The 23,424-nt window shown below is 59.8% G+C and carries 20 protein-coding genes; 12 read left to right on the forward strand and 8 right to left on the reverse strand.

Annotation, left to right across the window (positions count from 1 at the left end; all coding sequences use genetic code 11):
- Positions 1-86 precede the first annotated feature (86 nt).
- Positions 87-1,295 (forward strand): MFS transporter, encoded by a 1,209-nt coding sequence (locus AC07VV_RS20505; RefSeq protein ID WP_495037311.1) that lies wholly within the window; start codon positions 87-89, stop codon positions 1,293-1,295.
- Between the two features lie 67 nt (positions 1,296-1,362).
- On the opposite strand, the gene AC07VV_RS20510 is transcribed toward AC07VV_RS20505, so the two are convergent.
- The gene (locus AC07VV_RS20510) at positions 1,363-2,235 is read right to left on the reverse strand and encodes an undecaprenyl-diphosphate phosphatase (RefSeq protein ID WP_495037312.1); all 873 of its coding nucleotides are present in this window, start codon (positions 2,233-2,235) and stop codon (positions 1,363-1,365) included.
- Positions 2,236-2,478: 243 nt separating this feature from the next.
- Complete coding sequence (locus AC07VV_RS20515) at positions 2,479-4,326, reverse strand: sigma-54-dependent Fis family transcriptional regulator (RefSeq protein ID WP_495037313.1); 1,848 nt, start codon at positions 4,324-4,326, stop codon at positions 2,479-2,481.
- Between the two features lie 249 nt (positions 4,327-4,575).
- Between AC07VV_RS20515 and AC07VV_RS20520 the strand changes: the two genes are divergently transcribed.
- From AC07VV_RS20520 to AC07VV_RS20545, 6 genes are read left to right on the forward strand one after another with little or no spacing between them, the layout of a single operon-like run.
- Positions 4,576-5,670, forward strand: coding sequence for an ABC transporter ATP-binding protein (locus AC07VV_RS20520; protein ID WP_007951489.1), 1,095 nt, complete (start codon positions 4,576-4,578; stop codon positions 5,668-5,670).
- Positions 5,670-6,779, forward strand: coding sequence for an ABC transporter ATP-binding protein (locus AC07VV_RS20525; RefSeq protein WP_102622487.1), 1,110 nt, complete (start codon positions 5,670-5,672; stop codon positions 6,777-6,779). The genes AC07VV_RS20520 and AC07VV_RS20525 overlap by 1 nt, the downstream gene beginning before the upstream one ends.
- Positions 6,776-7,642, forward strand: coding sequence for a carbohydrate ABC transporter permease (locus AC07VV_RS20530; protein ID WP_007981247.1), 867 nt, complete (start codon positions 6,776-6,778; stop codon positions 7,640-7,642). The genes AC07VV_RS20525 and AC07VV_RS20530 overlap by 4 nt, the downstream gene beginning before the upstream one ends.
- Before the next feature lie 9 nt (positions 7,643-7,651).
- Positions 7,652-8,452, forward strand: a complete 801-nt coding sequence (locus AC07VV_RS20535; protein WP_249486970.1) for a carbohydrate ABC transporter permease — start codon at positions 7,652-7,654, stop codon at positions 8,450-8,452.
- A 10-nt stretch (positions 8,453-8,462) separates the two neighbouring features.
- Complete coding sequence (locus tag AC07VV_RS20540) at positions 8,463-8,735, forward strand: DUF2160 domain-containing protein (protein ID WP_039767461.1); 273 nt, start codon at positions 8,463-8,465, stop codon at positions 8,733-8,735.
- Between the two features lie 47 nt (positions 8,736-8,782).
- Entirely contained in the window at positions 8,783-10,525 is a 1,743-nt protein-coding gene (locus AC07VV_RS20545) for an ABC transporter substrate-binding protein (RefSeq protein ID WP_192558413.1), read from the forward strand.
- Between the two features lie 43 nt (positions 10,526-10,568).
- On the opposite strand, the gene AC07VV_RS20550 is transcribed toward AC07VV_RS20545, so the two are convergent.
- From AC07VV_RS20550 to AC07VV_RS20560, 3 genes are all read right to left on the reverse strand, one after another.
- Positions 10,569-11,447 (reverse strand): alpha/beta fold hydrolase, encoded by an 879-nt coding sequence (locus AC07VV_RS20550; protein ID WP_495037314.1) that lies wholly within the window; start codon positions 11,445-11,447, stop codon positions 10,569-10,571.
- Between the two features lie 456 nt (positions 11,448-11,903).
- Positions 11,904-13,310, reverse strand: a complete 1,407-nt coding sequence (locus tag AC07VV_RS20555; protein WP_495037315.1) for a heavy metal sensor histidine kinase — start codon at positions 13,308-13,310, stop codon at positions 11,904-11,906.
- The gene (locus AC07VV_RS20560) at positions 13,307-13,981 is read right to left on the reverse strand and encodes a heavy metal response regulator transcription factor (RefSeq protein WP_096822275.1); all 675 of its coding nucleotides are present in this window, start codon (positions 13,979-13,981) and stop codon (positions 13,307-13,309) included. Before AC07VV_RS20560 ends, AC07VV_RS20555 begins: the two co-directional genes overlap by 4 nt.
- 409 nt (positions 13,982-14,390) lie before the next feature.
- Here AC07VV_RS20560 and AC07VV_RS20565 point away from each other — a divergent pair, with 409 nt between their 5' ends.
- The 5 genes from AC07VV_RS20565 (at position 14,391) to AC07VV_RS20585 (ending at position 20,796) form a co-directional block, all read left to right on the forward strand.
- Positions 14,391-15,638: a TolC family protein gene (locus AC07VV_RS20565; RefSeq protein ID WP_495037316.1), complete on the forward strand. Its 1,248-nt coding sequence runs from the start codon at positions 14,391-14,393 to the stop codon at positions 15,636-15,638.
- Positions 15,639-15,687: 49 nt separating this feature from the next.
- Positions 15,688-16,881 carry an efflux RND transporter periplasmic adaptor subunit gene (locus tag AC07VV_RS20570; RefSeq protein WP_495037317.1) on the forward strand — a complete coding sequence of 398 codons (1,194 nt, stop codon included), beginning with the start codon at positions 15,688-15,690 and terminating at the stop codon, positions 16,879-16,881.
- Between the two features lie 15 nt (positions 16,882-16,896).
- Positions 16,897-20,049: an efflux RND transporter permease subunit gene (locus AC07VV_RS20575; protein ID WP_495037318.1), complete on the forward strand. Its 3,153-nt coding sequence runs from the start codon at positions 16,897-16,899 to the stop codon at positions 20,047-20,049.
- A 134-nt stretch (positions 20,050-20,183) separates the two neighbouring features.
- On the forward strand, positions 20,184-20,384 hold the full coding sequence (locus AC07VV_RS20580) for a co-regulatory protein PtrA N-terminal domain-containing protein (protein ID WP_495037319.1): 201 nt from the start codon (positions 20,184-20,186) through the stop codon (positions 20,382-20,384).
- A gap of 79 nt (positions 20,385-20,463) precedes the next feature.
- Positions 20,464-20,796 carry a DUF2790 domain-containing protein gene (locus tag AC07VV_RS20585; protein WP_495037320.1) on the forward strand — a complete coding sequence of 111 codons (333 nt, stop codon included), beginning with the start codon at positions 20,464-20,466 and terminating at the stop codon, positions 20,794-20,796.
- Positions 20,797-20,945: 149 nt separating this feature from the next.
- On the opposite strand, the gene AC07VV_RS20590 is transcribed toward AC07VV_RS20585, so the two are convergent.
- The 3 genes from AC07VV_RS20590 to AC07VV_RS20600 form a co-directional block, all read right to left on the reverse strand.
- Complete coding sequence (locus tag AC07VV_RS20590; RefSeq protein ID WP_495037321.1) at positions 20,946-22,271, reverse strand: OprD family porin; 1,326 nt, start codon at positions 22,269-22,271, stop codon at positions 20,946-20,948.
- A gap of 160 nt (positions 22,272-22,431) precedes the next feature.
- On the reverse strand, positions 22,432-22,746 hold the full coding sequence (locus tag AC07VV_RS20595) for a helix-turn-helix domain-containing protein (protein WP_007951468.1): 315 nt from the start codon (positions 22,744-22,746) through the stop codon (positions 22,432-22,434).
- Positions 22,743-23,087 carry a toxin gene (locus AC07VV_RS20600; RefSeq protein WP_096822369.1) on the reverse strand — a complete coding sequence of 115 codons (345 nt, stop codon included), beginning with the start codon at positions 23,085-23,087 and terminating at the stop codon, positions 22,743-22,745. The genes AC07VV_RS20595 and AC07VV_RS20600 overlap by 4 nt, the downstream gene beginning before the upstream one ends.
- Between the last annotated feature and the right edge of the window lie 337 nt (positions 23,088-23,424).

Consider the following 23,424-nt stretch of genomic DNA (forward strand, 5'->3'; position numbering starts at 1 on the left):
TAGGTCTTGATGTCTGACGCGGCCAACATGGGCTGCAGCCCTTGCAGCGGGATGCTGGTCGGCGACGTTTATGGAATGGAGACATCATGGCAAACCACTATCGCGAACTCCTGACAACCCCCGGCGCAACGGGGTTGGTGCTCGCGAGCTCTATTGCACGATTGCCGCAGGCGATGATCGGCATTGGCATCATTACCATGCTGGTGGAGCAAACCGGTGTCTACTGGCTGGCCGGTGCTGTCGCCGGTACGTTTACCCTCGCCAATGCACTGATCGGCCCGTACATCTCGAAACTCGTCGATCAGCGTGGCCAAAGCCGTGTGCTGCCTGTCGTGACGACTTTCAGCATCGGCATGTTGCTGGCCCTGATCTTCGCCGTCTACATGAGGGCGCCGGCGGCATTGTTTTTTGTTCTGGCTGCATTGGCGGGCACCATGCCGAGCATGCCGTCAATGATCAGGGCACGCTGGACGCAATTGTTCCGGGGCAAGCCGCAGCTGCACACGGCGTTCTCTCTGGATACGGTGCTGACTGAACTCGCTTACATCGTCGGCCCACCCTTGGCGATCGGTTTGAGCGTGAGCTTGTTTGCCGAAGCCGGGCCGCTTGTCGCGGTCGGGCTGCTGGCCGTCGGGGTGACGGCGTTTCTCCTGCAGCGTCAGACCGAACCCAAGGTTGTTGTGGGCCATACGCGGCATACGGGGTCGACCCTGCTGATTCCCGGCGTTCCCACCATCGTGCTGGCGCTGTTGGCGATGGGCGCAATCGGGGGCTCGATCGATGTCGCTGTTGTCGCCTTTGCCAATGCGCAAGGCTGGCCTGCCTCTGCGACCTTCATCCTCGCCGCCTATGCGTTCGGTTCGCTAGTGGCGGGCCTGACGTTCGGTGCCTTGAGGGTTTCCCTGCCGATAGAAAAGCAGTTCTTTATCGGGATATTGGTCACGGCAATCACGGGCGTATTGCCTTTGTTTGCACCGGACGTTTATGTCCTCTCGGCGATGCTGTTTATCGCCGGCATATCGTTTGCGCCAACGATGGTCGTGGTCATGAAGCTGGGGACGATCATCATCCCGCCGTCGAGGATCACCGAAGGGCTGACATGGATGACCACCGGCATCAGCATCGGCGTCGCTCTGGGTGGCTTGCTCTCGGGGCTGATCATTGATGCTTATGGCGCTCGGGCCGGTTTCGGCGTCGCCATTTTCGCGGGGCTGGCGATGCTGATCGTGGTGCTGCTCGGGTTGCGAACATTGGGTGCCGTATCAACCACGAGTGCTGAACCGACCTGCCGGTAACGTGTGTTGTACGAAGGTACAAAAAACAAAACCCGCACCAGGCGGGTTTTGTTTTTTGTGGCGGGCCTTAGCTCAACAGCCCGGTGCTGACCGCAACGATCAGGAAAATCCCGAGCACTGCGCGGTAAATCACGAATGGCCAGGTGGAGAACTTCTCCAGAAAGCGCATCAGGCCCCAGATCGCGAAGAACGCCGAGATACTGGCAACCACCAGACCGAAAATCAGATGCGCCCAGGCTTGCGCCGGCAGTTGCGCATGGAACAGCACCCACAACTCCTTCAAACCCGCCAGCGCGATGGCCGGCAGCCCGAGCAGGAAGGAGAAGCGCGCGGCTTCTTCACGTTTGAAATTGAGGAACAACGCCGCCGTCAGCGTCGACCCGGAGCGCGAAACCCCAGGAATCAGCGCACCGATTTGCGCAATGCCAACGATCAGCGCATCACGTAAACGCATTTCGCCAACGGTGCGGCGATGGCGGCACGTGAGCTCGGCGATGGCCAGCAACACCGCCATCACCACGCAGGAAATCCCGATCACCATCAAACCGCGCAACGGCGAGTTGCAGGCGTTGAGCGTCGAGGACAAGGCCAGGCCCGCGATGCCGATGGGAATGGTCGCCAGTACGATAGCCACCGCCAGGATGAACCACTGATTGTTGAAATCGCGCTGCCGCACAGCCTCGACACTGCCGGTGACCACCTGGCTCACGTCACGCCAGAAGTAACTGATGACTGCCGCCAGTGCAGCCATCTGCATGGCGGCGGAAAAGGCAGAACCGGGATCCGGCCAGCCAAGCAGGGCCGGGACGATGCGCATGTGGGCGGTGGAGGAAACGGGCAATAACTCGGTGATGCCTTGAATGATGCCGAGGATGCCGATTTGCAGGTAATCGAGAGAGGCAAAGCCGGTATCAAGGCCGGTGGTGCAGATGTTGGTCAAAGAGCTTGTCCTGTGAGGGGCAGGAGGAGGGAGGTGTCTGGATCAAAGGTATGCAGCGATAAGCTGAAACATTTCGTCACAGTCTAGTCGGTGTGGTCAATGGGTGGGCTGGATGGTTTTTGATGGCCGCACTGGCGTCAACGCGGGCAGGCTCACTCTCACGGGGGATTCGTGTCGTGGACGAAACCGCAGATGACGAAAATTTAATGTGGGAGCGACGATTTGACGTGCCTCGGCCCACGATCACTCAGCCTGACGCAAGCGCTTGTAGAGCGTATTACGACTGACCCCCAACCGCCGCGCCAGATGGGAAATATTGCCCCCGGCCGCCTGCAACTCCCGACTCAACGCCTCGCTGTCATTCAGATCGATCCCCAAGGGCTCTGGCGTATCCAGCGGCTCCATCTCCAGATCGACAAAAAAATCATCCGGCAAATGCTCAGGCCTTACCGGTTGCTCTTCGGCCATGGCCAGCGCCACCTGCATCACGCTGCTGACTTGACGCAGGTTGCCCGGCCACGGGTGACGGTCGAACAGCTCCAGCACCTCTCGGCTCAATCCAGCCCATTGCGTCGGCTCGCGATGCTGTTCCCACAAACGTTTGAACAGCGCCTGCTTGTCACTGCGTTCGCGCAGCGGCGGCAGTTCCAGGGTCAGGCCGCCGATGCGGTAGTACAAATCTTCGCGAAACCGCCCCAGTTGCACCTGCTCGCGCAACGAGCGGTTGGTGGCGGAAATGATCCGCAGATCCACCGGGAACAATTCGCTGCTGCCCACCGGTTGCACGCAACGCTCCTGCAACACCCGCAGCAGGCGGGCCTGGGTTGGCAGCGGCATGTCGCCGATTTCGTCGAGGAACAGCGTGCCTTTGTCAGCCTTGCGGATCAGGCCGATGCTGCCTTTCTGGTTGGCACCGGTGAAGGCGCCTTTCTCGTAGCCGAACAGCTCGGACTCCACCAGTTCGGCGGGAATCGCTGCGCAGTTCACGGCGATGAATGCCTGTTTGCTGCGAGAACTGGCCTGGTGCAGGGCTTTGACGAACACTTCCTTGCCGACCCCGGTTTCACCGTGAATCAACAGCGGAATATCTTTCTCCAGCAGGCGTTCGGCCTGACGCACGGCTTTCTCCACACGGCTGTCGCCGAAGTGCAGGGTGCTCAGGCTGATGGCCGTGGGGGCGGCGACTGTCGGTTCGGTGGCTTTGGCTTCAGCGAACACCCGCGCCTGAATCGGTGCCTGTTTAGGCCGTTTCAACAGGCACTGGAATCGGTTGCGGCCCGACGTCTGCAAGGAAAACGGCAAGCCGTCAGGCTGATTGAGCAATTCCAGCAACGACACCTTGAACAGGCTCTCGACACTCACCCGCGACAAGCGCACACCCAACAGATTGTCGGCCCGGCGGTTGGCCGACAACACCTGACCACTTTCATCGAAAATCAGCAGACCCGCCCATTGGCTGTCGAGGTTGTTCAACCCGGTGTTGAAGGTCAGTTGAAAGTGCTGGCCGTGGAACAGGTTGAGGATCAGCCGGTTCTCCACGGTCTGGCTCATCATCTTGACCATGCCGAGGGTGTGCGAGGGCGGCAGGTAGCTGTCGCTGGACACATCGAGCACGGCGATGACTTTGCGCTCGGCATTGAAGATCGGCGCGGCGGAACCGGTCATGAAGCGGTTGGCCTTGAGGAAGTGCTCGTCGTGCTCGATGTGCACCGCCTGCTCGCAGGCCAGCGCCGTGCCGATCGCATTGGTGCCGCTTGAGCGCTCCATCCAGCTCGCGCCGGCCTGAAACCCTCGCGCCAGGTTCGGCTCGATAAAGCGCTGGGTGCCCCAGGACGTCAGGACCTGGCCCTGATTGTCGGCCAGCATGATCAGGCAGTTGGAATTGCTCAGGATGTTCTCGTAGTACGGCAGCACTTCCTGGTGGGTGGTCTGCACCAGCGAATGGTGACTGTCGAGCAACCGGGCGATGCTGGTGGAGGGCAACTGATCGAACGCCGGGACGCTTTGATGCTTGAGGCCGAAGGCGCGGCAACGGGACCAGGAGTCCTGAACGATGGCCTCGTGGGAAAGCGGCGGGACAGGTGCGGCCATGACAGTCAGCCTCTGAAAGCAGCGTTTTTATTATTGTTATGAGGCCCCTTGGGACCTGAAAAGCATCGATAGAGTGTTGTTCACTATTGTTCATTGTCAATCGTTGAACTGTTCAAATGTGTTCAGCAATGAAGGTGGTTTGCCCGCGTTTTCGGCGATTTTCGCGGCGAATCAACGGCTTGGGATTTCTGGCACGAATGTCGCTCTACTGCACACGTCGCTTGACTCCAATAATAAAAAGGCCGAGCCATGTCACTCACCCTGGAGCACGTCAGCCGCACCGTCGAGGGCCAGACCTGGATCGACGATGCGAGCCTGAAATTCGAACCTGGATCCTTCAATGTCCTGCTCGGACGCACGCTGTCCGGCAAGACCAGCCTGATGCGGCTGATGGCCGGTCTGGACAAGCCCGACAGCGGTCGCATCCTGATGAACGGCGTCGACGTTACCCAGCGTCCGGTGCGTCTGCGCAACGTGTCGATGGTCTATCAGCAGTTCATCAACTACCCGACCATGACGGTGTTCGAGAACATCGCGTCGCCGCTGCGCCAGGCCGGGATCTCCAATGAGCAGATCCAGAGCAAGGTGCAGGAAACCGCGAAGATGCTGCGCATCGAGAAGTTCCTGAAGCGCTATCCGCTGGAGCTCTCCGGCGGCCAGCAACAGCGCACGGCCATGGCCCGGGCGCTGGTCAAGGATGCCGAGCTGATTCTGTTCGATGAACCGCTGGTCAACCTCGACTACAAACTGCGCGAAGAACTGCGCCAGGAAATGCGCGAGCTGTTCAAGGCGCGCCACACCATCGCCATCTACGCCACCACCGAGCCCAACGAAGCGCTGGCGCTGGGCGGCACCACCACCATTCTTCACGAAGGCCGGGTGATCCAGAGCGGCCCGTCGACCGAGGTCTATCACCAGCCACAAACGGTGCTGGCCGCCGAATTGTTTTCCGAACCGCCGATCAACCTGATGCCGGGGCGCATCGCCGGCAACGAAGTGAGTTTCGCCAACTTCGTGCACTTCCCGTTGAACGTCGATCTGCGCCCGGTGGGCGAAGGCGAGTTTCGTTTCGGCGTACGCCCGAGCCATATCTCGCTGGTGCCGAGCAACGACGACGACCTGGAACTGGCGGTGACCGTCGAGGTAGCGGAAATCAGCGGTTCGGAAACCTTCCTGCACGTGCGCAACGAGCATTTCCTGCTGGTGCTGCACTTGCCGGGCGTTCACGAATACGACGTCGATGCGCCGATCCGCATCTATATCCCGACCCATAAACTGTTTGTGTTCGATGCGCAGGGCCGTCTGGTGCAGGCACCGGGCCGGCGCGTCGCGAGGGTTGCCTGATGGCCGAAATCCGTTTGCAACACCTCGCCCACAGTTACACCAGTACTCCCGCCGGGCCAGAGGACTATGCGATCCGCGAGATGGATCACATCTGGGAGCAGGGCGGCGCCTATGCCTTGCTCGGGCCGTCGGGTTGCGGCAAGTCGACGTTGCTCAACATCATTTCCGGCCTGCTCAGCCCGTCTCAGGGCCACGTGCTGTTCGACGGCAAAGCGGTCAACGACCTGACCCCGGAGAAGCGCAACATCGCGCAGGTTTTCCAGTTTCCGGTGGTCTACGACACCATGACCGTGTTCGACAACCTGGCCTTCCCGCTGCGCAACCAGGGCATGGCCGAGGCCAAAGTCCACAGCAAGGTGCAGGAAATCGCCGAAGTTCTCGACCTGCAGAACCTGCTGAGCAAAAAGGCGCGCAACCTCACCGCCGACGAAAAACAGAAAGTCTCCATGGGCCGTGGTCTGGTGCGCGACGACGTCTCGGCGATCCTCTTCGATGAACCGCTGACGGTGATCGACCCGCACCTGAAATGGAAACTGCGGCGCAAGCTCAAGCAGATCCACGAGCAGTTCAACATCACCATGGTCTACGTCACCCACGACCAACTGGAGGCCTCGACCTTCGCCGACAAGATCGCGGTGATGTACGGCGGCCAGATCGTCCAGTTCGGCACACCCCGGGAATTGTTCGAGCGGCCGAGCCACACCTTTGTCGGCTACTTCATCGGCAGCCCCGGGATGAACCTGATCGAGGTGCAGCCGCAACCGGGGGGCGTCGGTTTCAACTCGACCCATCTGCCGCTGTCCGACGCGCTGCAACGGCATATCGAACACGGCCAATGGAAAAATCTGAAGGTCGGCATCCGTCCCGAGTTCATCCATGTGTGGGACGAGCCATTCGATGACGCAATGCAGGCACGGGTCGTACACGTCGAAGACCTCGGCACCTACAAGATCATGACCCTGGATCTGGACGGTGCACCGCTGAAAGTGCGTCTGGCCGAAGACAAACCGGTGCCGCAGGGCACGGCGTATATCAGTTTCCCGGCGCAGTGGCTGATGGTCTATGCCGATGAGTTCCTGCTCGAAGCCAGCGAAGAGGTACAGCCATGAACAAGGTGCAGAACAACAAGGCCTGGTGGCTGGTGCTGCCGGTGTTCCTGCTGGTGGCCTTCAGTGCGGTGATCCCGATGATGACCGTGGTCAATTACTCGGTGCAGGACATCTTCGACCAGTCCAGCCGCTACTTCGTCGGCGCTGACTGGTACAAGCAAGTGCTGCTTGATCCGCGTCTGCACGACTCGTTGCTGCGCCAGTTCATCTACTCGGCGTGCGTGCTGCTGATCGAAATCCCCCTCGGAATCGCCATCGCCCTGACGATGCCGACCAAGGGCCGCTGGTCGTCGGTGGTGCTGATCGTGCTGGCGATTCCGTTGCTGATTCCATGGAACGTGGTCGGCACCATCTGGCAGATCTTCGGTCGTGCGGACATCGGCCTGTTGGGTTCGAGCCTCAACGCCATGGGTATCAGCTACAACTACGCGGCCAACACCATGGACGCCTGGGTCACGGTGTTGGTGATGGACGTGTGGCACTGGACCTCGCTGGTGGCGCTGCTGTGTTTCTCCGGGCTGCGGGCGATTCCTGATGTGTATTACCAGGCGGCGCGGATCGACCGGGCTTCGGCCTGGGCGGTGTTCCGCCACATCCAGTTGCCCAAGTTGAAGAGCGTGCTGCTGATCGCGGTGATGCTGCGTTTCATGGACAGCTTCATGATCTACACCGAGCCGTTCGTGCTCACCGGCGGCGGGCCGGGCAATGCCACGACCTTCTTGAGTCAGACGTTGACCCAGATGGCTGTAGGCCAATTCGACCTGGGGCCAGCGGCAGCCTTTTCGCTGGTGTACTTCCTGATCATCCTGCTGGTGTCCTGGCTGTTCTATACCGCCATGACCCACAGCGACGCCAACCGCTGAGGCCCGGCCATGAGCAAAAGAAAGCTTATTCCACTGCTGCTCTACATCCTGTTCCTGCTGGTGCCGATCTACTGGCTGCTGAACATGTCGTTCAAGAGCAACACCGAAATCCTCGGCGGCCTGACGCTGTTTCCCCAGGATTTCACCTTCCACAACTACAAGGTGATCTTCACCGATCCGAGCTGGTACACCGGTTACCTCAACTCGCTGTACTACGTGAGCCTGAACACGGTGATTTCCCTGAGCGTGGCGTTGCCAGCGGCTTATGCGTTTTCCCGGTATCGCTTTCTCGGCGACAAGCACCTGTTCTTCTGGCTGCTGACCAACCGCATGGCGCCGCCGGCGGTGTTTCTGCTGCCGTTTTTCCAGCTGTATTCGTCGATTGGTCTGTTCGACACTCACATCGCGGTGGCACTGGCGCACTGCCTGTTCAACGTGCCGTTGGCGGTGTGGATTCTCGAAGGGTTCATGTCCGGCGTGCCCAAGGAAATCGACGAAACCGCCTACATCGATGGCTATAGCTTTCCCAAGTTCTTCGTGAAGATCTTCATCCCGCTGATCGGCTCCGGGATCGGGGTGACGGCGTTTTTCTGCTTCATGTTTTCCTGGGTCGAACTGCTGCTGGCGCGCACGCTGACCTCGGTGAACGCCAAGCCGATCGCAGCGGTGATGACGCGCACGGTGTCGGCGTCCGGTATCGACTGGGGCGTGCTGGCGGCGGCGGGGGTGCTCACCATCCTGCCGGGCATGCTGGTGATCTGGTTTGTTCGCAACCACGTGGCCAAGGGCTTTGCCCTGGGCCGGGTCTGAGGAGCTGATGATGGAATGGATGAGCTGGACCGTCCCGACGGCGGCATTTTTCATCGTGATTGGCTTGATCCTGGTGGGCATGACCACCTGGGAACTGCGCTCGCCGAGCATCCTGCGGCGAGGGTTTCTGCCGATTGCCACCACCCGTGGCGATCGCTTGTTCATCGGTCTTCTCGGCAGCGCCTACCTGCACCTGCTGGTAATCGGCGTGACCGACTGGAGCATCTGGGTAGCGTCCGCGTTGTCCCTGGTGTGGCTGTTGGCTGTGATGCGTTGGGGCTAGTCGAATCGCTCGGCAATCGTGCTCCAGAACTTAAACAGGAGGTCTCTATGTTCGACAAAAACAATAAGCTGCGACATAGCATTTCATTGGCAGCCATGCTGGCACTCAGCGGTTTGAGCGCAACCGCCTGGGCTGATGCGTACGAAGACGCGGCAAAAAAATGGATCGGCAGCGAGTTCAAGCCGTCGACCCTGACGGCCGATCAGCAGCTCGAAGAACTGAAGTGGTTCATCAAGGCCGCCGAGCCGTTTCGCGGGATGGAAATCAAGGTCGTTTCCGAAACCCTGACCACCCACGAATATGAATCGAAGGTGCTGGCCAAGGCCTTCACCGAAATCACCGGGATCAAGCTGACCCACGACCTGCTGCAAGAAGGCGACGTCGTGGAAAAAATGCAGACCGTGATGCAGTCGGACAAGAACATCTACGACGGCTGGGTCAACGACTCGGACCTGATCGGTACGCACTTTCGCTACGGCAAGACCGAGTCGATCACCGACCTGATGGCCAACGAAGGCAAGAACTTCACCTCGCCGACCCTCGACATCAAGGACTTCATCGGCATCTCTTTCACCACTGCGCCGGATGGCAAGATCTATCAATTGCCCGACCAGCAGTTTGCCAACCTGTACTGGTTCCGTGCCGACTGGTTCGAACGCGCCGACCTGAAGGCCAAGTTCAAGGAAAAGTACGGCTATGAACTGGGCGTGCCGGTGAACTGGTCCGCCTATGAAGACATCGCCAAGTTCTTCAGCGAAGACGTCAAGGAAATCGACGGCAAACGCATCTACGGGCATATGGACTACGGCAAGAAGGACCCGTCGCTGGGCTGGCGTTTCACCGATGCCTGGTTCTCCATGGCCGGTGGTGGCGACAAGGGCCTGCCCAACGGCTTGCCGGTGGACGAGTGGGGCATTCGCGTCGAGGACTGCCATCCGGTGGGCTCCAGCGTGACCCGCGGCGGCGACACCAACGGCCCGGCGGCGGTGTTCGCCACGACCAAGTATGTGGACTGGCTCAAGGCTTACGCGCCACCGGAAGCGGCGGGCATGACCTTCTCCGAGTCTGGCCCCGTACCGTCCCAGGGCAACATCGCTCAGCAGATTTTCTGGTACACCGCGTTCACTGCCGACATGACCAAACCGGGCCTGCCGGTGGTCAACGCCGACGGCACACCGAAATGGCGGATGGCGCCGTCGCCACGCGGTCCTTATTGGGAAGAGGGCATGAAGCTGGGTTATCAGGACGTGGGTTCCTGGACCTTCATGAAGTCCACGCCTGAGAAACAGAAACTCGCGGCCTGGCTGTACGCGCAGTTCGTGACCTCGAAAACCGTGTCGCTGAAGAAAACCATCGTCGGCCTGACGCCAATCCGCGAGTCGGACATCAACTCGCAAGCCATGACCGACCTGGCACCGAAACTCGGTGGTCTGGTCGAGTTCTACCGCAGCCCGGCCCGCGTGCAATGGACGCCGACCGGCACCAACGTGCCGGACTATCCACGTCTGGCACAACTGTGGTGGAGCCACATCGCCGAAGCGGCCAGCGGCGACAAGACCCCGCAACAGGCGCTCGACGGTCTGGCCAAGGATCAGGACGCCATCATGACCCGTCTGGAACGCTCCAAGGCCCAAGCCACTTGCGCCCCGAAAATGAACCCCGAGCGCGACGCGCAATACTGGTTCGACCAACCCGGCGCACCAAAACCAAAACTGGCCAACGAGAAACCGAAAGGCGAAACCGTGAGCTACAACGAACTGCTCAAGTCGTGGGAGGCTGCACGCAAGTAAGCGTTTTTGGGGAACAGAACGGCACCTTCGGGTGCCGTTTTTTTCAGCCCTCGATTTCACGTTTCACCGCCCGGCGTACGGCTTTGAGGATGGCGCCTTCAAAGGCGTTGTGCCCGGCGTGCAGCAAACGACAGTGAATGTTCATGCGTTGCCTGAGCCAGCGCACGCTGGCCATGCCGAAGGTATCCCGAATGCCCTGGATCAGCAGGGTGTTGTCGTCGAGGGACAGATCCTGGTCCCCTGGCTGGAAGAAATAGCCTTGCAGGTGGTAATGCAGCTCCAGACGGATCGCGAGCACTGCTTCCTGATCGACGAAACGCTCCAGCGTGCCGGGGCAAACCGTCTGCCCCGTGCGGCGCAAAACCCCGTTCAACCATTCAATGGCGGCGACACGCTGTTGCAATGGGCAGCCTTCACCGAGTATCCGGTAGATGTCCCTGGCGCGATGGCCTGACGTCGCTTGAGGCGATTGTGCCAACCCGTCATTGAGTGCCTGATCGTACGCCCGGACATTGGCGGCGAAAGGTACGAACACCGAGACCAGTGTGGTTTTAAGCAGATGTTGCGGATAGCGCTGCTGGTACTGGATTGCCAGCCAGCTACCCCACGAAACGCCCAGCAGGCTGATTTTCTCGAACCCGAAGTGCTGGCGCAGGGTGTCGATGTCTTCGACACACAGTCCCGTTGTGTTGTCGCGCAGTTCGCCGTAAGGCGTCGAGCGCCCGCACCCGCGTTGGTCGAACAGGATGATGTCGAAACGGTGCAGGTCGAAGAAATCCAGATGATGACGGCTGCAGCGCCCGCCGGGTCCACCATGCAGGAAAAACACCGGTTCGCCCCCCGAAATGCCATGGCGTTCCCAGTAGAGTTGATGGCCATCGCCGGTCGGGTAATAGCCTCTGCCTTGCAGGGAAAAGGTCATGTTGAGTTGGCCGTCAGGCGATATCGGGTTTATGGATCGGGTTTGTGTTCATGCATCCAATGGCGCTCATGGTGTGTGCTTCCTGGTTGTCTGTTGAGTGAACGGTTTCAAGCGAGAGCCGAATCTAGAAGCACAGCGACGATGAGGTCAAAGATGACCAGAGGTTTCCAATCGCGTTTTTTGGGAGCGCCGAAGTACCTACTGACAAATTGTGAGTAGACACGCCACGATCGACGTAAAGGCTTGTTTTAGAGGGGGTGGACGGGGTGGTTGGAGACGAGCGAAGCGACGATGCATTAGCCCTCGACAACGTTTTGTTTCATGCCTTTGTCAGACGTTTCATCGCTAGGTCGACGAAAATTCGCACTGAAAGGTTTGCGAAGACTTATGGCGGATGTGTGCGGTGATTCTTCCGATGGAGATTGAGAAAACACCGCACAAATCTGTTTGAGGGTCTTAATGCTTTTCTGCGAACACGGGGAACACCAGACTGAAAACCGTCATCGCTCCCGGACGGCTCTGCACCTGCGCGGTGCCCGAATGCAGGCTCATGATCGAGCGCACGATGGCCAGCCCCAGACCGGTGCTGCCCTGCGAGCGAGTGCGGCTGCTGTCGACCCGGTAAAAACGGTCGAACAGATGCGGCAAGTGCTGCGCTTCGATGCCGGTGCCGGGATTGCTCACCCTCAGTGCCACCTGCGTTGGCGCCTGCTCGATGAACAGTGAAACGGTTTTGCCGGCGGGGCAGTGGCGCAGGGCATTGGACAGCAGGTTCGATATCGCCCGCTGGATCATCAGCCGGTCGCCCGAGACCTGCGCGCTGCCGACCACTTTCAGATGGATCTGCTTGTCCTGCGCCGACAGGGAAAACAGCTCGGCCACCCTGAGCGCTTCGTCTTCCAGCGCTATCGGTTCGAACGATGCGTGGGCCATCGGCTGGCTGGCCTGGGCCAGAAACAACATGTCCGAGACAATCCGCGCGATGCGTTCCAGTTCTTCGGTGCTCGACACCAGGACGTCGGTGTATTCCTCGACCGAGCGTTCCCGCGACAGCGTGACCTGAGCCTTGCCCATCAGGTTGTTGATCGGCGTGCGCAGTTCGTGGGCCAGATCATCGGAGAACTGCGACAACTGCTGCACGCCGCTGTCCAGTCGATCGAGCATCACGTTGATGCCTTGCGCCAGTTCACTCAGCTCCTGAGGCATGTTCACCACTGAAAGCCGATGGTCGAGGTCCTGGGTGGTCACCCTGGCCGCCACTTTGCGAAACTCGCGCAGCGGCGCCAGTCCGCGCTGCACCGCGCCCCAGGCGGTCAGGCCGATGAACACCAGCAGCAACGGCAAGGCAATCAGCGTCGAGCGCAGGTAGGCGCTGAGCAAGGCCTGGTCGTGGGCATTGTCCATCGACAACAGCACCGGCACGTTGCTGCCGTCCTTCAGGCGAATCAGTTTCGAGGCGGTGAGAAACTTCGCGCCTTCAGCATCGACGCTGTCGGTGTAGGTCAACTGATCGGTCGTCGCGCGTACTGCTTTCAATTCAATCCGTGGATCCGTCAACCCCGAGCCGGACTTGAGCAGCGGCGAGCGCAAATTGCCTCGGTCATAGATCGTCAGCGTCAGGTTGTCATGGCCCATGACCTGATCGAGCAGAATGTGCGGCTTGCCACTGACTTCATTGGCATCGACGTACAGCGACAGGCTGTGCTCCACCTGCGCCATCTTCTTTTCCAGGCTGTCACGGGACAACGCGTTCAGTTCATGGGTCAGGGCGAAATACGCGAGGATCGCCAGGAACACCACCAGCAGCGCACCGAGAGTACTGACTGTCAGACCCAGCCGCAGCGACAGGCTGACCGGCTTCATTCCCGTGCCTCCAGCACATAGCCGACACCGCGCAGGGTATGGATCAGTTTGCTGTCGAACGGGTCGTCGATCTTCGCCCGCAAGCGGCGGATCGAGACCTCGACCACGTTGGTGTCGCAGTCAAAATTCATGTCCCACACCAGTGAGATGATCTGGGTGCGGGTCAGCACTTCACCAGACTGGCGCATCAGTAGATGCAGCAGGGCAAACTCCTTGGTGGTCAGGTCGATGCGTTGCTGGCCACGAAACGCCCGGTGACGGCCCGGATCGAGCTCCAGATCGGCGACCTTGAGCACCTGCGGCACCGGGATGTTTTCGCTGCGGCGCATCAGGGTGCGCACCCGGGCCAGCAGTTCCGGAAACTCGAACGGCTTGACCAGATAGTCGTCGGCGCCCAGGTCCAGCCCCCGGATCTTGTCCGCCAGCCGCCCGCGCGCGGTGAGCATCATCACCCGGGTGGAGTGGGTGCGGCGCAGTTGTTCCAGTACGCCCCAGCCGTCGAGTTCCGGCAGGTTCACATCCAGAATGATCAGGTCATAAACCTGTTGTTGCGCCAGGTGCAAACCATCAGCGCCGTTAACAGCGTGGTCAACGATATATCCACTTTCGGTCAGGCCCTGATGCAAGTATTCGGCAGCTTTAAGCTCGTCCTCGACGACAAGGATTCGCATGATTTATCACCACTTTTATTCAATGGATAATTAATTAAGGTGGCCGGGAAAGTTGTTGTTTTTGTAGGGGCTTCCGGACGCTTTCAATAACTCAATGGCGTGCACGGTAAAGGCTGTAGTGGCTACAGAGTCAACGCCTGAGGCCTTTAAGTCGGCCATCCGCGACAGCCTGTCGCAGCAGAAAAGCGAATTTCTCATGACTTCGATTTCGGCAAGTGCTGTTCGGCGGATAACTAACGTTCATTTGTTTCCGTGTATTGCAACAAAGCCATTCGAACTTCAAATCCTAGAGCAAAAAAACTTCGATAAACCCTGGATAACGGATTTGTAATGTTCACGTCACCTTGTCGATAAGTTCAAAACTCTACCGTGGCGTCATCAACGATTCTTTATTGAAGGAAGCCTTCCATTGCCCGGTTTAATAGAACGGACGGCGCGATCACGCCTGAGAAAAACCGCCAGCGGCCTCTTGTTGTTGGCCTGTACAAGCCTTGCCGGTGCTTCGACCCTGACCCTGGATCAGGCCCTGCAAACCGCCTTCGCCGGCAACCCGGATCTGGCCGCTGCACAGTGGGAAATCGGCATTGCCGAAGGTGACCGCAAGCAGGCCGGGCTGATTCCCAACCCCGAGGTTTCGTGGGAGGCCGAGGACACCCGGCGCCAGTCGCGCACCACCACGGTGATGCTCAGCCAGCCGATCGAGCTGGGCGGCAAGCGTGGCGCGCGGATTGATGTGGCGAGTCGTGCGCAGGATGCCGCCGGCATCGAACTGGAGCGCAAGCGCAACGCACTGCGTGCCGACGTGCTTCAAGCGTTCAACGGTGCGCAGACCGCGCAGCAACGTTTGCAACTGGCCCGGCAGTCGCAGCAACTCGCCGAGCACGGTTTGCGTGTGGCGCAGGGGAGGATCGAGGCGGGCAAGTCGTCGCCGGTGGAAGGCACGCGCGCCCAGGTGCAGCTCTCGGAAGTGCGCCTGGAGCTGAGCCGTGCCGAGCGCGATCAGGCCAATGCGTATCAGCAATTGGCGCAGGTCATGGGCGCACCGTTGCCGACCTCGACCACGGTGCAAGCCGCGAATCAAAGCCTGCCCAACGTCCCTCCACCCACCCGTTTGCTTGAGCGCCTGAACGAAACAGCGGAGCTGCGCCTGGCCAGGTTGCAGATTGACCAGCGCGAGGCGTCGCTGGGGCTGGAAAAGTCCCAGCGGATACCCGATCTCACCGTCAGCATCGGCAGCCAGTACAGCGAAACCGAGCGCGAGCGGGTCAATGTGGTCGGGCTGTCGATGCCGATTCCGTTGTTCAACCGCAATCAGGGCAATGTGCTGGCGGCGGCGCGGCGTACCGATCAGGCACGGGATCTACGCAACGCCACCGAGTTGCGATTGCGCACGGAAATCCAGACCACGCTGGAGCAGTGGCAGACCGCCAACGGCGAAATCAAGGCGTTCGACCAGACCATCCTGCCCGCCGCGCAAAGTGCGGTGGACAGCGCCACTCGCGGTTTCGAAATGGGCAAGTTCGGCTTCCTCGACGTGCTTGACGCCCAGCGCACGCTGATCAGCGCTCGCACCCAATACATCCAGGCGGTGAGCGAGGCAACCGACGCCCGGGTCCGCATCGAACGCATCTTCGGCGACCTCAGCGTCAGCCCTTGAATTTCAATTTTCTGATCACTGCGCGACGGCACGGCGCAGAGGAGTTTCCATGGATAAAAAACTGATCGTGGTCGCTGCGGCGACCTTGGCGTTGGGCATTGGTATCGGCTCGATGTGGGCGGGCAACTCAGGCATCGACGCGCATGCCGATGAAGCCTCTGAACATGCGGATCACGCCGAAGAAGGCGCCGCCGCTGAAGGCGAACATGGCGAAGAAGGGCACATCGAACTGACGGCCGAACAGATCACGGCGGCGGGGATTCAACTGGCCGAAGTGCGAGCGCAGCGCATCAGTCTCGGCCTGCCGTTCCCCGGTGAAGTGCGCTTCGACGAGGACCGCACCGCGCATGTGGTACCGCGCGTACCGGGGGTGGTCGAGTCGGTGTCGGTCAATCTCGGGCAGTCGGTGAAGAAAGGTCAGTTGCTGGCCGTGATCGCCAGTCAGCAGATTTCCGATCAGCGCAGCGAACAGGCGGCCGCGCAACGCCGTCTGGCCTTGGCCCGGACGACGTTCGAACGCGAGAAGAAACTGTGGCAGGACAAGATCTCCGCCGAGCAGGATTTCCTCCAGGCGCGTCAAGCTCTGGAAGAAGCCGAAATCGCCCTGAACAACGCCCGGCAAAAGATCAGTGTGCTCAGTGGCAGCGTGGTCGCCACCGGCGGCAATCGCTATGAACTGCGTGCGCCGTTCGATGGTGTGGTGGTGGAAAAACACCTGACGCCTGGGGAGGTGGTCGATGAAACCACGGCAGCGTTCACGCTTTCGGATCTGTCGCGGGTGTGGGTCACGTTCGGCGTGTCACCGAAGGACCTGAACAAGGTGCAAGTGGGCAAACCCGTCACCGTCAGCGCGGCGGAATTGAACGCTGAAGTGACCGGCACCGTGGCTTACGTTGGCAGCCTGCTCGGCGAACAGACCCGTACCGCGACCGTGCGCGTTACCCTGGAAAACCCGCAAGGCTCATGGCGTCCCGGCCTGTTTGTCACCGCGCTGGTCGCCACGGACAGCCGCCAGGCCAAGGTCGCCGTACCGGAAACCGCGATCCAGACCGTCGAGGACAAACCCACGGTGTTCATCCGCACCGACGACGGCTTCAAGGCCCAAGCGGTGGAGCTAGGCAGTCGCGCGGCGGGTCAGGTGGAAGTCACCGCCGGGCTGGAACCGGGCGTGCAAGTCGCCAGCGCCGGCAGCTTCGTCCTCAAATCGGAGCTGGGCAAAGCCTCGGCCGAGCACAGTCATTAATCGCGGAAGACTCCCATGTTTGAACGCCTGATCCAGTTTGCCATCGAGCAGCGCATCATCGTGCTGCTCGCCGTTCTGCTCATGGCCGGCCTCGGCATCGCCAGTTACCAGAAACTGCCGATCGATGCTGTGCCCGATATCACCAACGTCCAGGTGCAGATCAACACCGGTGCGGCCGGGTTCTCGCCGCTGGAAACCGAACAGCGCATTACGTTCCCGATTGAAACCGCGATGGCCGGCCTGCCGGCGCTGGAGCAGACCCGTTCGCTGTCGCGTTCGGGGTTGTCCCAGGTCACGGTGATCTTCAAGGACGGCACCGATCTGTTCTTCGCCCGGCAATTGGTCAACGAGCGATTGCAGTCGGCCAAGGAGCAGTTGCCCGAGGGCGTGGAGGCGGTGATGGGGCCGATCTCCACCGGGCTTGGCGAGATATTTCTGTGGACGGTCGAGACCAAGGAAGGCGCGCTGAAGGACGACGGCACGCCTTACACGCCGACCGATCTGCGTGTTATCCAGGACTGGATCATCAAACCGCAATTGCGCAACGTCCCCGGCGTGGCCGAGATCAACACCATCGGCGGCTTTGCCAAGGAGTACCAGATCGCCCCCGATCCGAAAAAACTCGCGGCCTACAAACTGACCCTCACCGATCTGGTGACGGCGCTGGAGCGCAACAACGCCAACGTCGGCGCCGGGTACATCGAGCGCAGCGGCGAGCAATTGCTGATTCGCGCACCCGGGCAAGTGGCGAGCACCGAAGACATCGCCAACATCGTCATGGCCAATGTCGACGGCACGCCGATCCGCATCAAGAACGTCGCCACCGTAGATATCGGCCGCGAACTGCGTAGCGGCGCCGCCACGGAAAATGGCCGCGAAGTGGTGCTGGGTACGGTGTTCATGTTGATCGGCGAAAACAGTCGCACGGTCTCTCAGGCAGTCGCCGCCAAGCTCGATCAGATCAACAAATCCTTGCCCGACGGCGTGGTCGCGGTGCCGGTTTATGACCGCACGCATCTGGTCGATAAAGCGATCGCCACGGTGAAGAAGAACCTCGTCGAAGGCGCGATTCTGGTCATCGCGATTCTGTTTCTGTTCCTCGGCAACATCCGCGCTGCGCTGATCACGGCGATGGTGATTCCACTGTCGATGCTTTTCACCTTCACCGGCATGTTCAGCAACAAGGTCAGCGCCAACCTGATGAGTCTCGGCGCGCTCGACTTCGGCATCATCGTCGATGGCGCGGTGGTGATCGTCGAAAATACGCTGCGACGGCTGGCTCATGCGCAGCTGCATCACGGACGACTGCTGACGCGATCCGAGCGTTTCCATGAAGTGTTTGCGGCAGCGAAAGAGGCGCGGCGACCGCTGATTTTCGGCCAGTTGATCATCATGGTCGTGTACCTGCCGATCTTCGCCCTGAGCGGCGTCGAGGGGAAAATGTTCCACCCGATGGCGTTTACTGTGGTCATCGCGTTGCTCGGTGCGATGCTCTTGTCCGTGACCTTTGTGCCGGCGGCGATTGCGCTGTTCGTGACCGGCAAGGTCAAGGAAGAAGAGGGTGTGGTGATGCGCGGTGCGCGTCGCGTCTATGCACCGGCGCTGGCCTGGGTCATGTCCCATCGGGCGATGGCGGTCGGTGCGGCGTTGGGCGTGATCGTGCTCAGTGGCGTGGTCACCAGCCGCATGGGCAGCGAGTTTGTGCCGAGTCTCAGTGAAGGCGATTTTGCCTTGCAGGCGTTGCGCGTACCGGGCACCAGCCTGACGCAATCGGTGGACATGCAGCAGCGACTGGAAACGTTGATTCTCAATAAAGTGCCGGAAGTCGAGCGCGTGTTCGCCCGTACCGGCACCGCGGAAATCGCTTCCGACCCGATGCCGCCGAACATTTCCGACAGCTACGTGATGCTCAAACCGAAAGACCAGAGGCCGGACCCGGGCAAGTCCCGCGAAACCCTGATGGCCGAACTGCAACAAGCTGCCGCGACGTTGCCGGGCAGCAACTATGAACTGTCGCAGCCGATCCAGTTGCGCTTCAACGAGCTGATTTCCGGTGTGCGCAGCGACGTGGCGGTCAAGGTATTTGGGGATGACATGGACGTGCTCAACGCCACGGCGGCGAAGATTGCCGCCGCGATGCAGAAGGTGAATGGCGCGTCCGAGGTCAAGGTCGAGCAAACCACCGGCCTGCCGGTGCTGACCATCAACATCGATCGCGACAAGGCTGCGCGTTACGGGCTCAACGTCGGCGATGTGCAGGACACCATTGCGGTGGCCGTCGGTGGGCAAAAGGCCGGGACGCTGTATGAAGGCGACCGTCGATTCGACATGGTGGTGCGGTTGTCCGACGCCATGCGCAAGGACATCGACGGGTTGTCGGCGCTGTTGATTCCGGTGCCGGCGGCTGGCGGTGAGGCGGCCAGTCAGATCGGTTTCATTGCGCTGAAGGACGTCGCCAGCCTCGATCTGGTGCTGGGGCCGAATCAGGTCAGCCGCGAGAACGGCAAACGCCTGGTGATCGTCAGCGCCAACGTGCGTGGGCGGGATATCGGCTCTTTCGTCGCCGAGGCGGGCGAGGTGATCGAGCGCGACGTGCAGGTGCCGGCGGGTTACTGGACCACCTGGGGCGGTCAGTTCGAGCAACTGCAATCGGCGGCCAAACGCTTGCAGATCGTGGTGCCGGTGGCGTTGCTGCTGGTGTTCGGGCTGCTGTTCATGATGTTCAACAACCTCAAGGACGGCTTGCTGGTGTTCACCGGGATTCCGTTTGCGTTGACCGGCGGGGTCATGGCGTTGTGGTTGCGGGACATTCCGTTGTCGATTTCGGTGGGCGTCGGTTTTATCGCGTTGTCCGGTGTGGCGGTGCTCAACGGACTGGTGATGATCGCGTTCATACGCAATTTGCGCGAGGAGGGGCGTTCGCTTTCCGAGGCGATTCACGAAGGCGCGCTGACGCGATTGCGGCCGGTGCTGATGACCGCGCTGGTGGCGTCCCTGGGCTTCATTCCGATGGCTCTTGCGACCGGCACCGGGGCCGAGGTGCAGCGACCGCTGGCGACGGTGGTGATTGGCGGGATCCTGTCCTCGACCATCCTCACGTTGTTGATATTGCCGGCGCTGTATCAGCTTGCGCATCGCCGGGATGAGGAATCGCCCGCTGCGGCCTAGTCACTTCCTGGCTTAACAACAGGCCCGCCATTGCGGGCCTTTCTACATAACGGATATGTAATTTCGGCGCCACCGTCACGAAAGGTTCGGATTGTTACCTTGATCCCGTCAGTTACTTAAATGAGGAATCAAAGATGAAAGTTGCACAGATTGGCGCGTTTGCCGTGGCCCTGATGATGTCTTCGCTGGTGTTGGCCGAAGGTGGCGGTGACCGCACTTTCGACCGAATGATGACCGCCAACGACCGCTCCGTGGAGCTGTTTGTGGCCAAGGAAAAGGCCCGCGACCCTGTCGTCGTAAATGACAAAAAGGACGACAAGACCCAAGACCTGTAAGCGTGCTGCCATTGAATGAGCCCGTCATCGCGCATCGATGGTGGGCTTTTTTATGAGTCGTGTTTTGAAGGAGATGAATATGAAAATTCTGAAGCTGTTGGCGTTCACCAGTGTCATGGCAATGTCTTTGAATGCGTTGGCCGAAGGGGGCGGAGACAAGACGTTCGACCGGGCGCTCAGCGCCAATGCCCAAGCCATGGAGCAGTACGCGGCCGCCCAGGGCAAAGCGGCACCAGTGATCAAGGAATACGAGTACGGGATGAAGCTGGACGTGAAGAAAGTGGTGAGCGTTGTCCGACCGAAGAATGAATGTGCAGTTGTACCAGCCGCGATGACTTATGAAGATTCCAAAGGGCAGCTCAACACGGTCACGTACAGCGTAATGGGCACCTGCCGTCAGCAGGGTGGATAGCGCCGATAGCGGCTCAAACGCCCGGTTCATGTTCAGTGAGTCGGGCTTTTTTTCAGGCATAAAAAAGGCGTCCCGAAGGACGCCAAAGATTCACCTCTTACCAAAGGAGCAAGGAGCTTCTAAAGGTGAATGGGCATTGCTCGTGAAACTCAGAGAATCGCCAGCGGGTATTCGACAATCACACGTACTTCATCCAGATCGGACTCGAATGCCGTGGCACGGGTGGTGGCCTGGCGCAGACGCAGCGACAGATCTTTCATCGAACCGCTTTGCACCACGTATTTGACTTCGATGTCACGCTCCCAGCGCTTCTGGTCGGTCAGCGGATTGCCGTCGGCATCGCGGCGCATGTACACGGCGTTGGCGTTGGAGTAATCGGCGTCGGTGCCGCGGGCATAACGGGTCATGAACGACAGGCCCGGCACGCCGTAATTGGTCATGTCGAGGTCGTAGCGCACCATCCATGAACGCTCTTTCGGCGAGTTGAAGTCGCTGTACTGGATGGAGTTGTCGAGGAAGATTGAGTCGGACTGACGCAGGTAATCGAAGTCGTCGTTGCCGTTGTTGCGCTGGTGGGAGAGGGCGACGGAATGCGCGCCGAGTTTCACGCCGACCCGGCCGCTCCATATGTTGTTGTCGAATTTGCCGAGTAACTGTTTGCCTTCGTCGACGGCCTTGTAATAGTTCAGGCCGCCGAACAGCGACAGGTCATCGGACAGCGGATACGTCCAGGCGGTGCCGGCGTAGTACTGGTTCCAGGCATCTTTCAGGCGACTGGAGTACAGGCTGAAACTCAGGTTTTTGTTCAGCGCATAATCGCCGCCACCGTAGGCGATCCACGGTGAGTTGACCGGGCCGGCATAGAATGTCGCGAAGTTTTCGCGCATGTCGCTGGACACCGGCTGACTCATCGCATGCAGCCGGCCGCCCTGAATCGACAAACCTTCGATGCTGGTGTTGGTCGCCGTCACGCCGCGAAAGCTTTCCGGCAGCAGTCGCGAATCACCTGCTGCAACCACTGGGTTGGCCGGGAACACATCGCCGACTTTCACCACCGTATCGAAGGCCCGCACTTTGGCGGCACCGCCGACCTTGGTGTATTCGTCCCGCGCTTTGCCTTCGCTGTCGACCGGCAATACATCGAACGAACTGCGGCCACCGTTGCGCCCATCACCGGTGTCGAGTTTCAGACCAATCATGGCAAACGCATCGACACCGACCCCAACGGTGCCTTGGGTGAAGCCGGATTCGAACTTGCTGATGACCGCATGGGCCCAGGCTTCGGAATAGCCATTGCCGGTAGGACTGGACTGGCCGTTGCGGTGATCACGATTGAAATAGAAGTTGCGGTTGAGCACCGTCAGGCTGCTGCCTTCGATAAACCCTTCGGGTTTTTCTTCTGCAAATACGGTGGACGGCCCGGCGCCGACAACCACTGCTAAAGCGGCCATCGACATTTTTGTATGGTTAACCATCAATCACTCCTTGGGTTCGGCAGAACGGGAACGTGCGTCGGCGTGGGTTTTATTGTTCGACGGGCAAGGGCCCGCCGGGAGAGTCGCCGGGTGACATCGTTGCAGGCTGCGGATAACGCCAAGGTGATCGGGGAATTACAATTTCGTTAGGTCCCGGAAGTCAGGTCAGAGCTGCAAGGTGGTCGATCGTTTGTGGAAAACGCTCGACCAGTCGAATGAGTGTCGTCGCTTGGGCATTTGGCGTTGCTCGCCCTTGTTCCCAGTTTTCGAGGGTTCGAGTGTTGGTTCGCAGGTACATGGCGAACACTGACCGGGAGAGGTTGAGTTGTTGGCGGATCGCAACAACTTCCTCGGCAGTGATAGGCAACAGCTTTGGTAACTGGACTTTGTGGGTGCGAAGGGTGACCTTGCCTTGGCGCTCGTCGGCCAAAGCCTCAAGGCCCTCCATCAATTCGGAAAAAATGTCACGTTTCATATTTGGGTTCTCGTGTTGATTTCTGTATCCAGCGCCTGTTTGAAGACTCTTTTCTGGGAAGGCAACAGATCGTCTTGCTCGTTTTTGCTGTACACGGTGAACAGCCAGAATTGGTCAAAACCAGACCACCAGTAATAAATCACTCGCAATCCGCTGCGCTTGCCTTTACCGCGTCGTTGGTCGCAGAAGCGAATTTTACGCAGCCCGCCCGTGCCTTCGATAAGATCGCCCGCTTCAGGATTTTTCAGCAGCTCCAACTGAAAGCTGCGGAACAGATCATCATCCAGGTAATCGTCCCGGTGCTTCTGGAACGCGGGTAATTCGATAAAAAGAGCATCCATGTTCTGTACGTTACCTGCGTATAGTTTTGTCCCGATGATCGAATTGGTCAAGGCCTCCAGGCCATCCTTTTCGCCCCCTTTTCAGCGGTAGTCACCGATCGTAAAAACGCCTGTAGGACGAATCGACCAGTGTGGTGGGAGCATTCGACTGAATAGGGAGGAACCTTGCAATTGACGTGACCGAACAATCCGCAGCACTATCCAGCCATGACTGCCCAACATCGAATGACCATGATGTGCTCCTCTATGACCGCTTCCGGCGGGCCATAAGGTCATGCATGTCTGGTAGATGACGTGTTACCCAAAGCCCCGCCAGAAATGGACGGGGCTTTTTCAT

Source organism: Pseudomonas sp. GW821-FHT02C04, assembly GCF_059421845.1.

Bases quoted from the DNA above. Each gene is read 5' to 3' on its own strand.
- AC07VV_RS20515 (WP_495037313.1), bottom strand. From the start codon at position 4,326: ATGGCCGCACCTGTCCCGCCGCTTTCCCACGAGGCCATCGTTCAGGAC.
- AC07VV_RS20540 (WP_039767461.1), top strand. From the start codon at position 8,463: ATGGAATGGATGAGCTGGACCGTCCCGACGGCGGCATTTTTCATCGTG.
- AC07VV_RS20590 (WP_495037321.1), bottom strand. From the start codon at position 22,271: ATGGTTAACCATACAAAAATGTCGATGGCCGCTTTAGCAGTGGTTGTC.
- AC07VV_RS20575 (WP_495037318.1), top strand. From the start codon at position 16,897: ATGTTTGAACGCCTGATCCAGTTTGCCATCGAGCAGCGCATCATCGTG.
- AC07VV_RS20585 (WP_495037320.1), top strand. From the start codon at position 20,464: ATGAAAATTCTGAAGCTGTTGGCGTTCACCAGTGTCATGGCAATGTCT.
- AC07VV_RS20525 (WP_102622487.1), top strand. From the start codon at position 5,670: ATGGCCGAAATCCGTTTGCAACACCTCGCCCACAGTTACACCAGTACT.
- AC07VV_RS20545 (WP_192558413.1), top strand. From the start codon at position 8,783: ATGTTCGACAAAAACAATAAGCTGCGACATAGCATTTCATTGGCAGCC.
- AC07VV_RS20530 (WP_007981247.1), top strand. From the start codon at position 6,776: ATGAACAAGGTGCAGAACAACAAGGCCTGGTGGCTGGTGCTGCCGGTG.
- AC07VV_RS20600 (WP_096822369.1), bottom strand. From the start codon at position 23,087: ATGGATGCTCTTTTTATCGAATTACCCGCGTTCCAGAAGCACCGGGAC.
- AC07VV_RS20570 (WP_495037317.1), top strand. From the start codon at position 15,688: ATGGATAAAAAACTGATCGTGGTCGCTGCGGCGACCTTGGCGTTGGGC.
- AC07VV_RS20555 (WP_495037315.1), bottom strand. From the start codon at position 13,310: ATGAAGCCGGTCAGCCTGTCGCTGCGGCTGGGTCTGACAGTCAGTACT.
- AC07VV_RS20595 (WP_007951468.1), bottom strand. From the start codon at position 22,746: ATGAAACGTGACATTTTTTCCGAATTGATGGAGGGCCTTGAGGCTTTG.
- AC07VV_RS20520 (WP_007951489.1), top strand. From the start codon at position 4,576: ATGTCACTCACCCTGGAGCACGTCAGCCGCACCGTCGAGGGCCAGACC.
- AC07VV_RS20505 (WP_495037311.1), top strand. From the start codon at position 87: ATGGCAAACCACTATCGCGAACTCCTGACAACCCCCGGCGCAACGGGG.
- AC07VV_RS20550 (WP_495037314.1), bottom strand. From the start codon at position 11,447: ATGACCTTTTCCCTGCAAGGCAGAGGCTATTACCCGACCGGCGATGGC.
- AC07VV_RS20535 (WP_249486970.1), top strand. From the start codon at position 7,652: ATGAGCAAAAGAAAGCTTATTCCACTGCTGCTCTACATCCTGTTCCTG.
- AC07VV_RS20560 (WP_096822275.1), bottom strand. From the start codon at position 13,981: ATGCGAATCCTTGTCGTCGAGGACGAGCTTAAAGCTGCCGAATACTTG.
- AC07VV_RS20580 (WP_495037319.1), top strand. From the start codon at position 20,184: ATGAAAGTTGCACAGATTGGCGCGTTTGCCGTGGCCCTGATGATGTCT.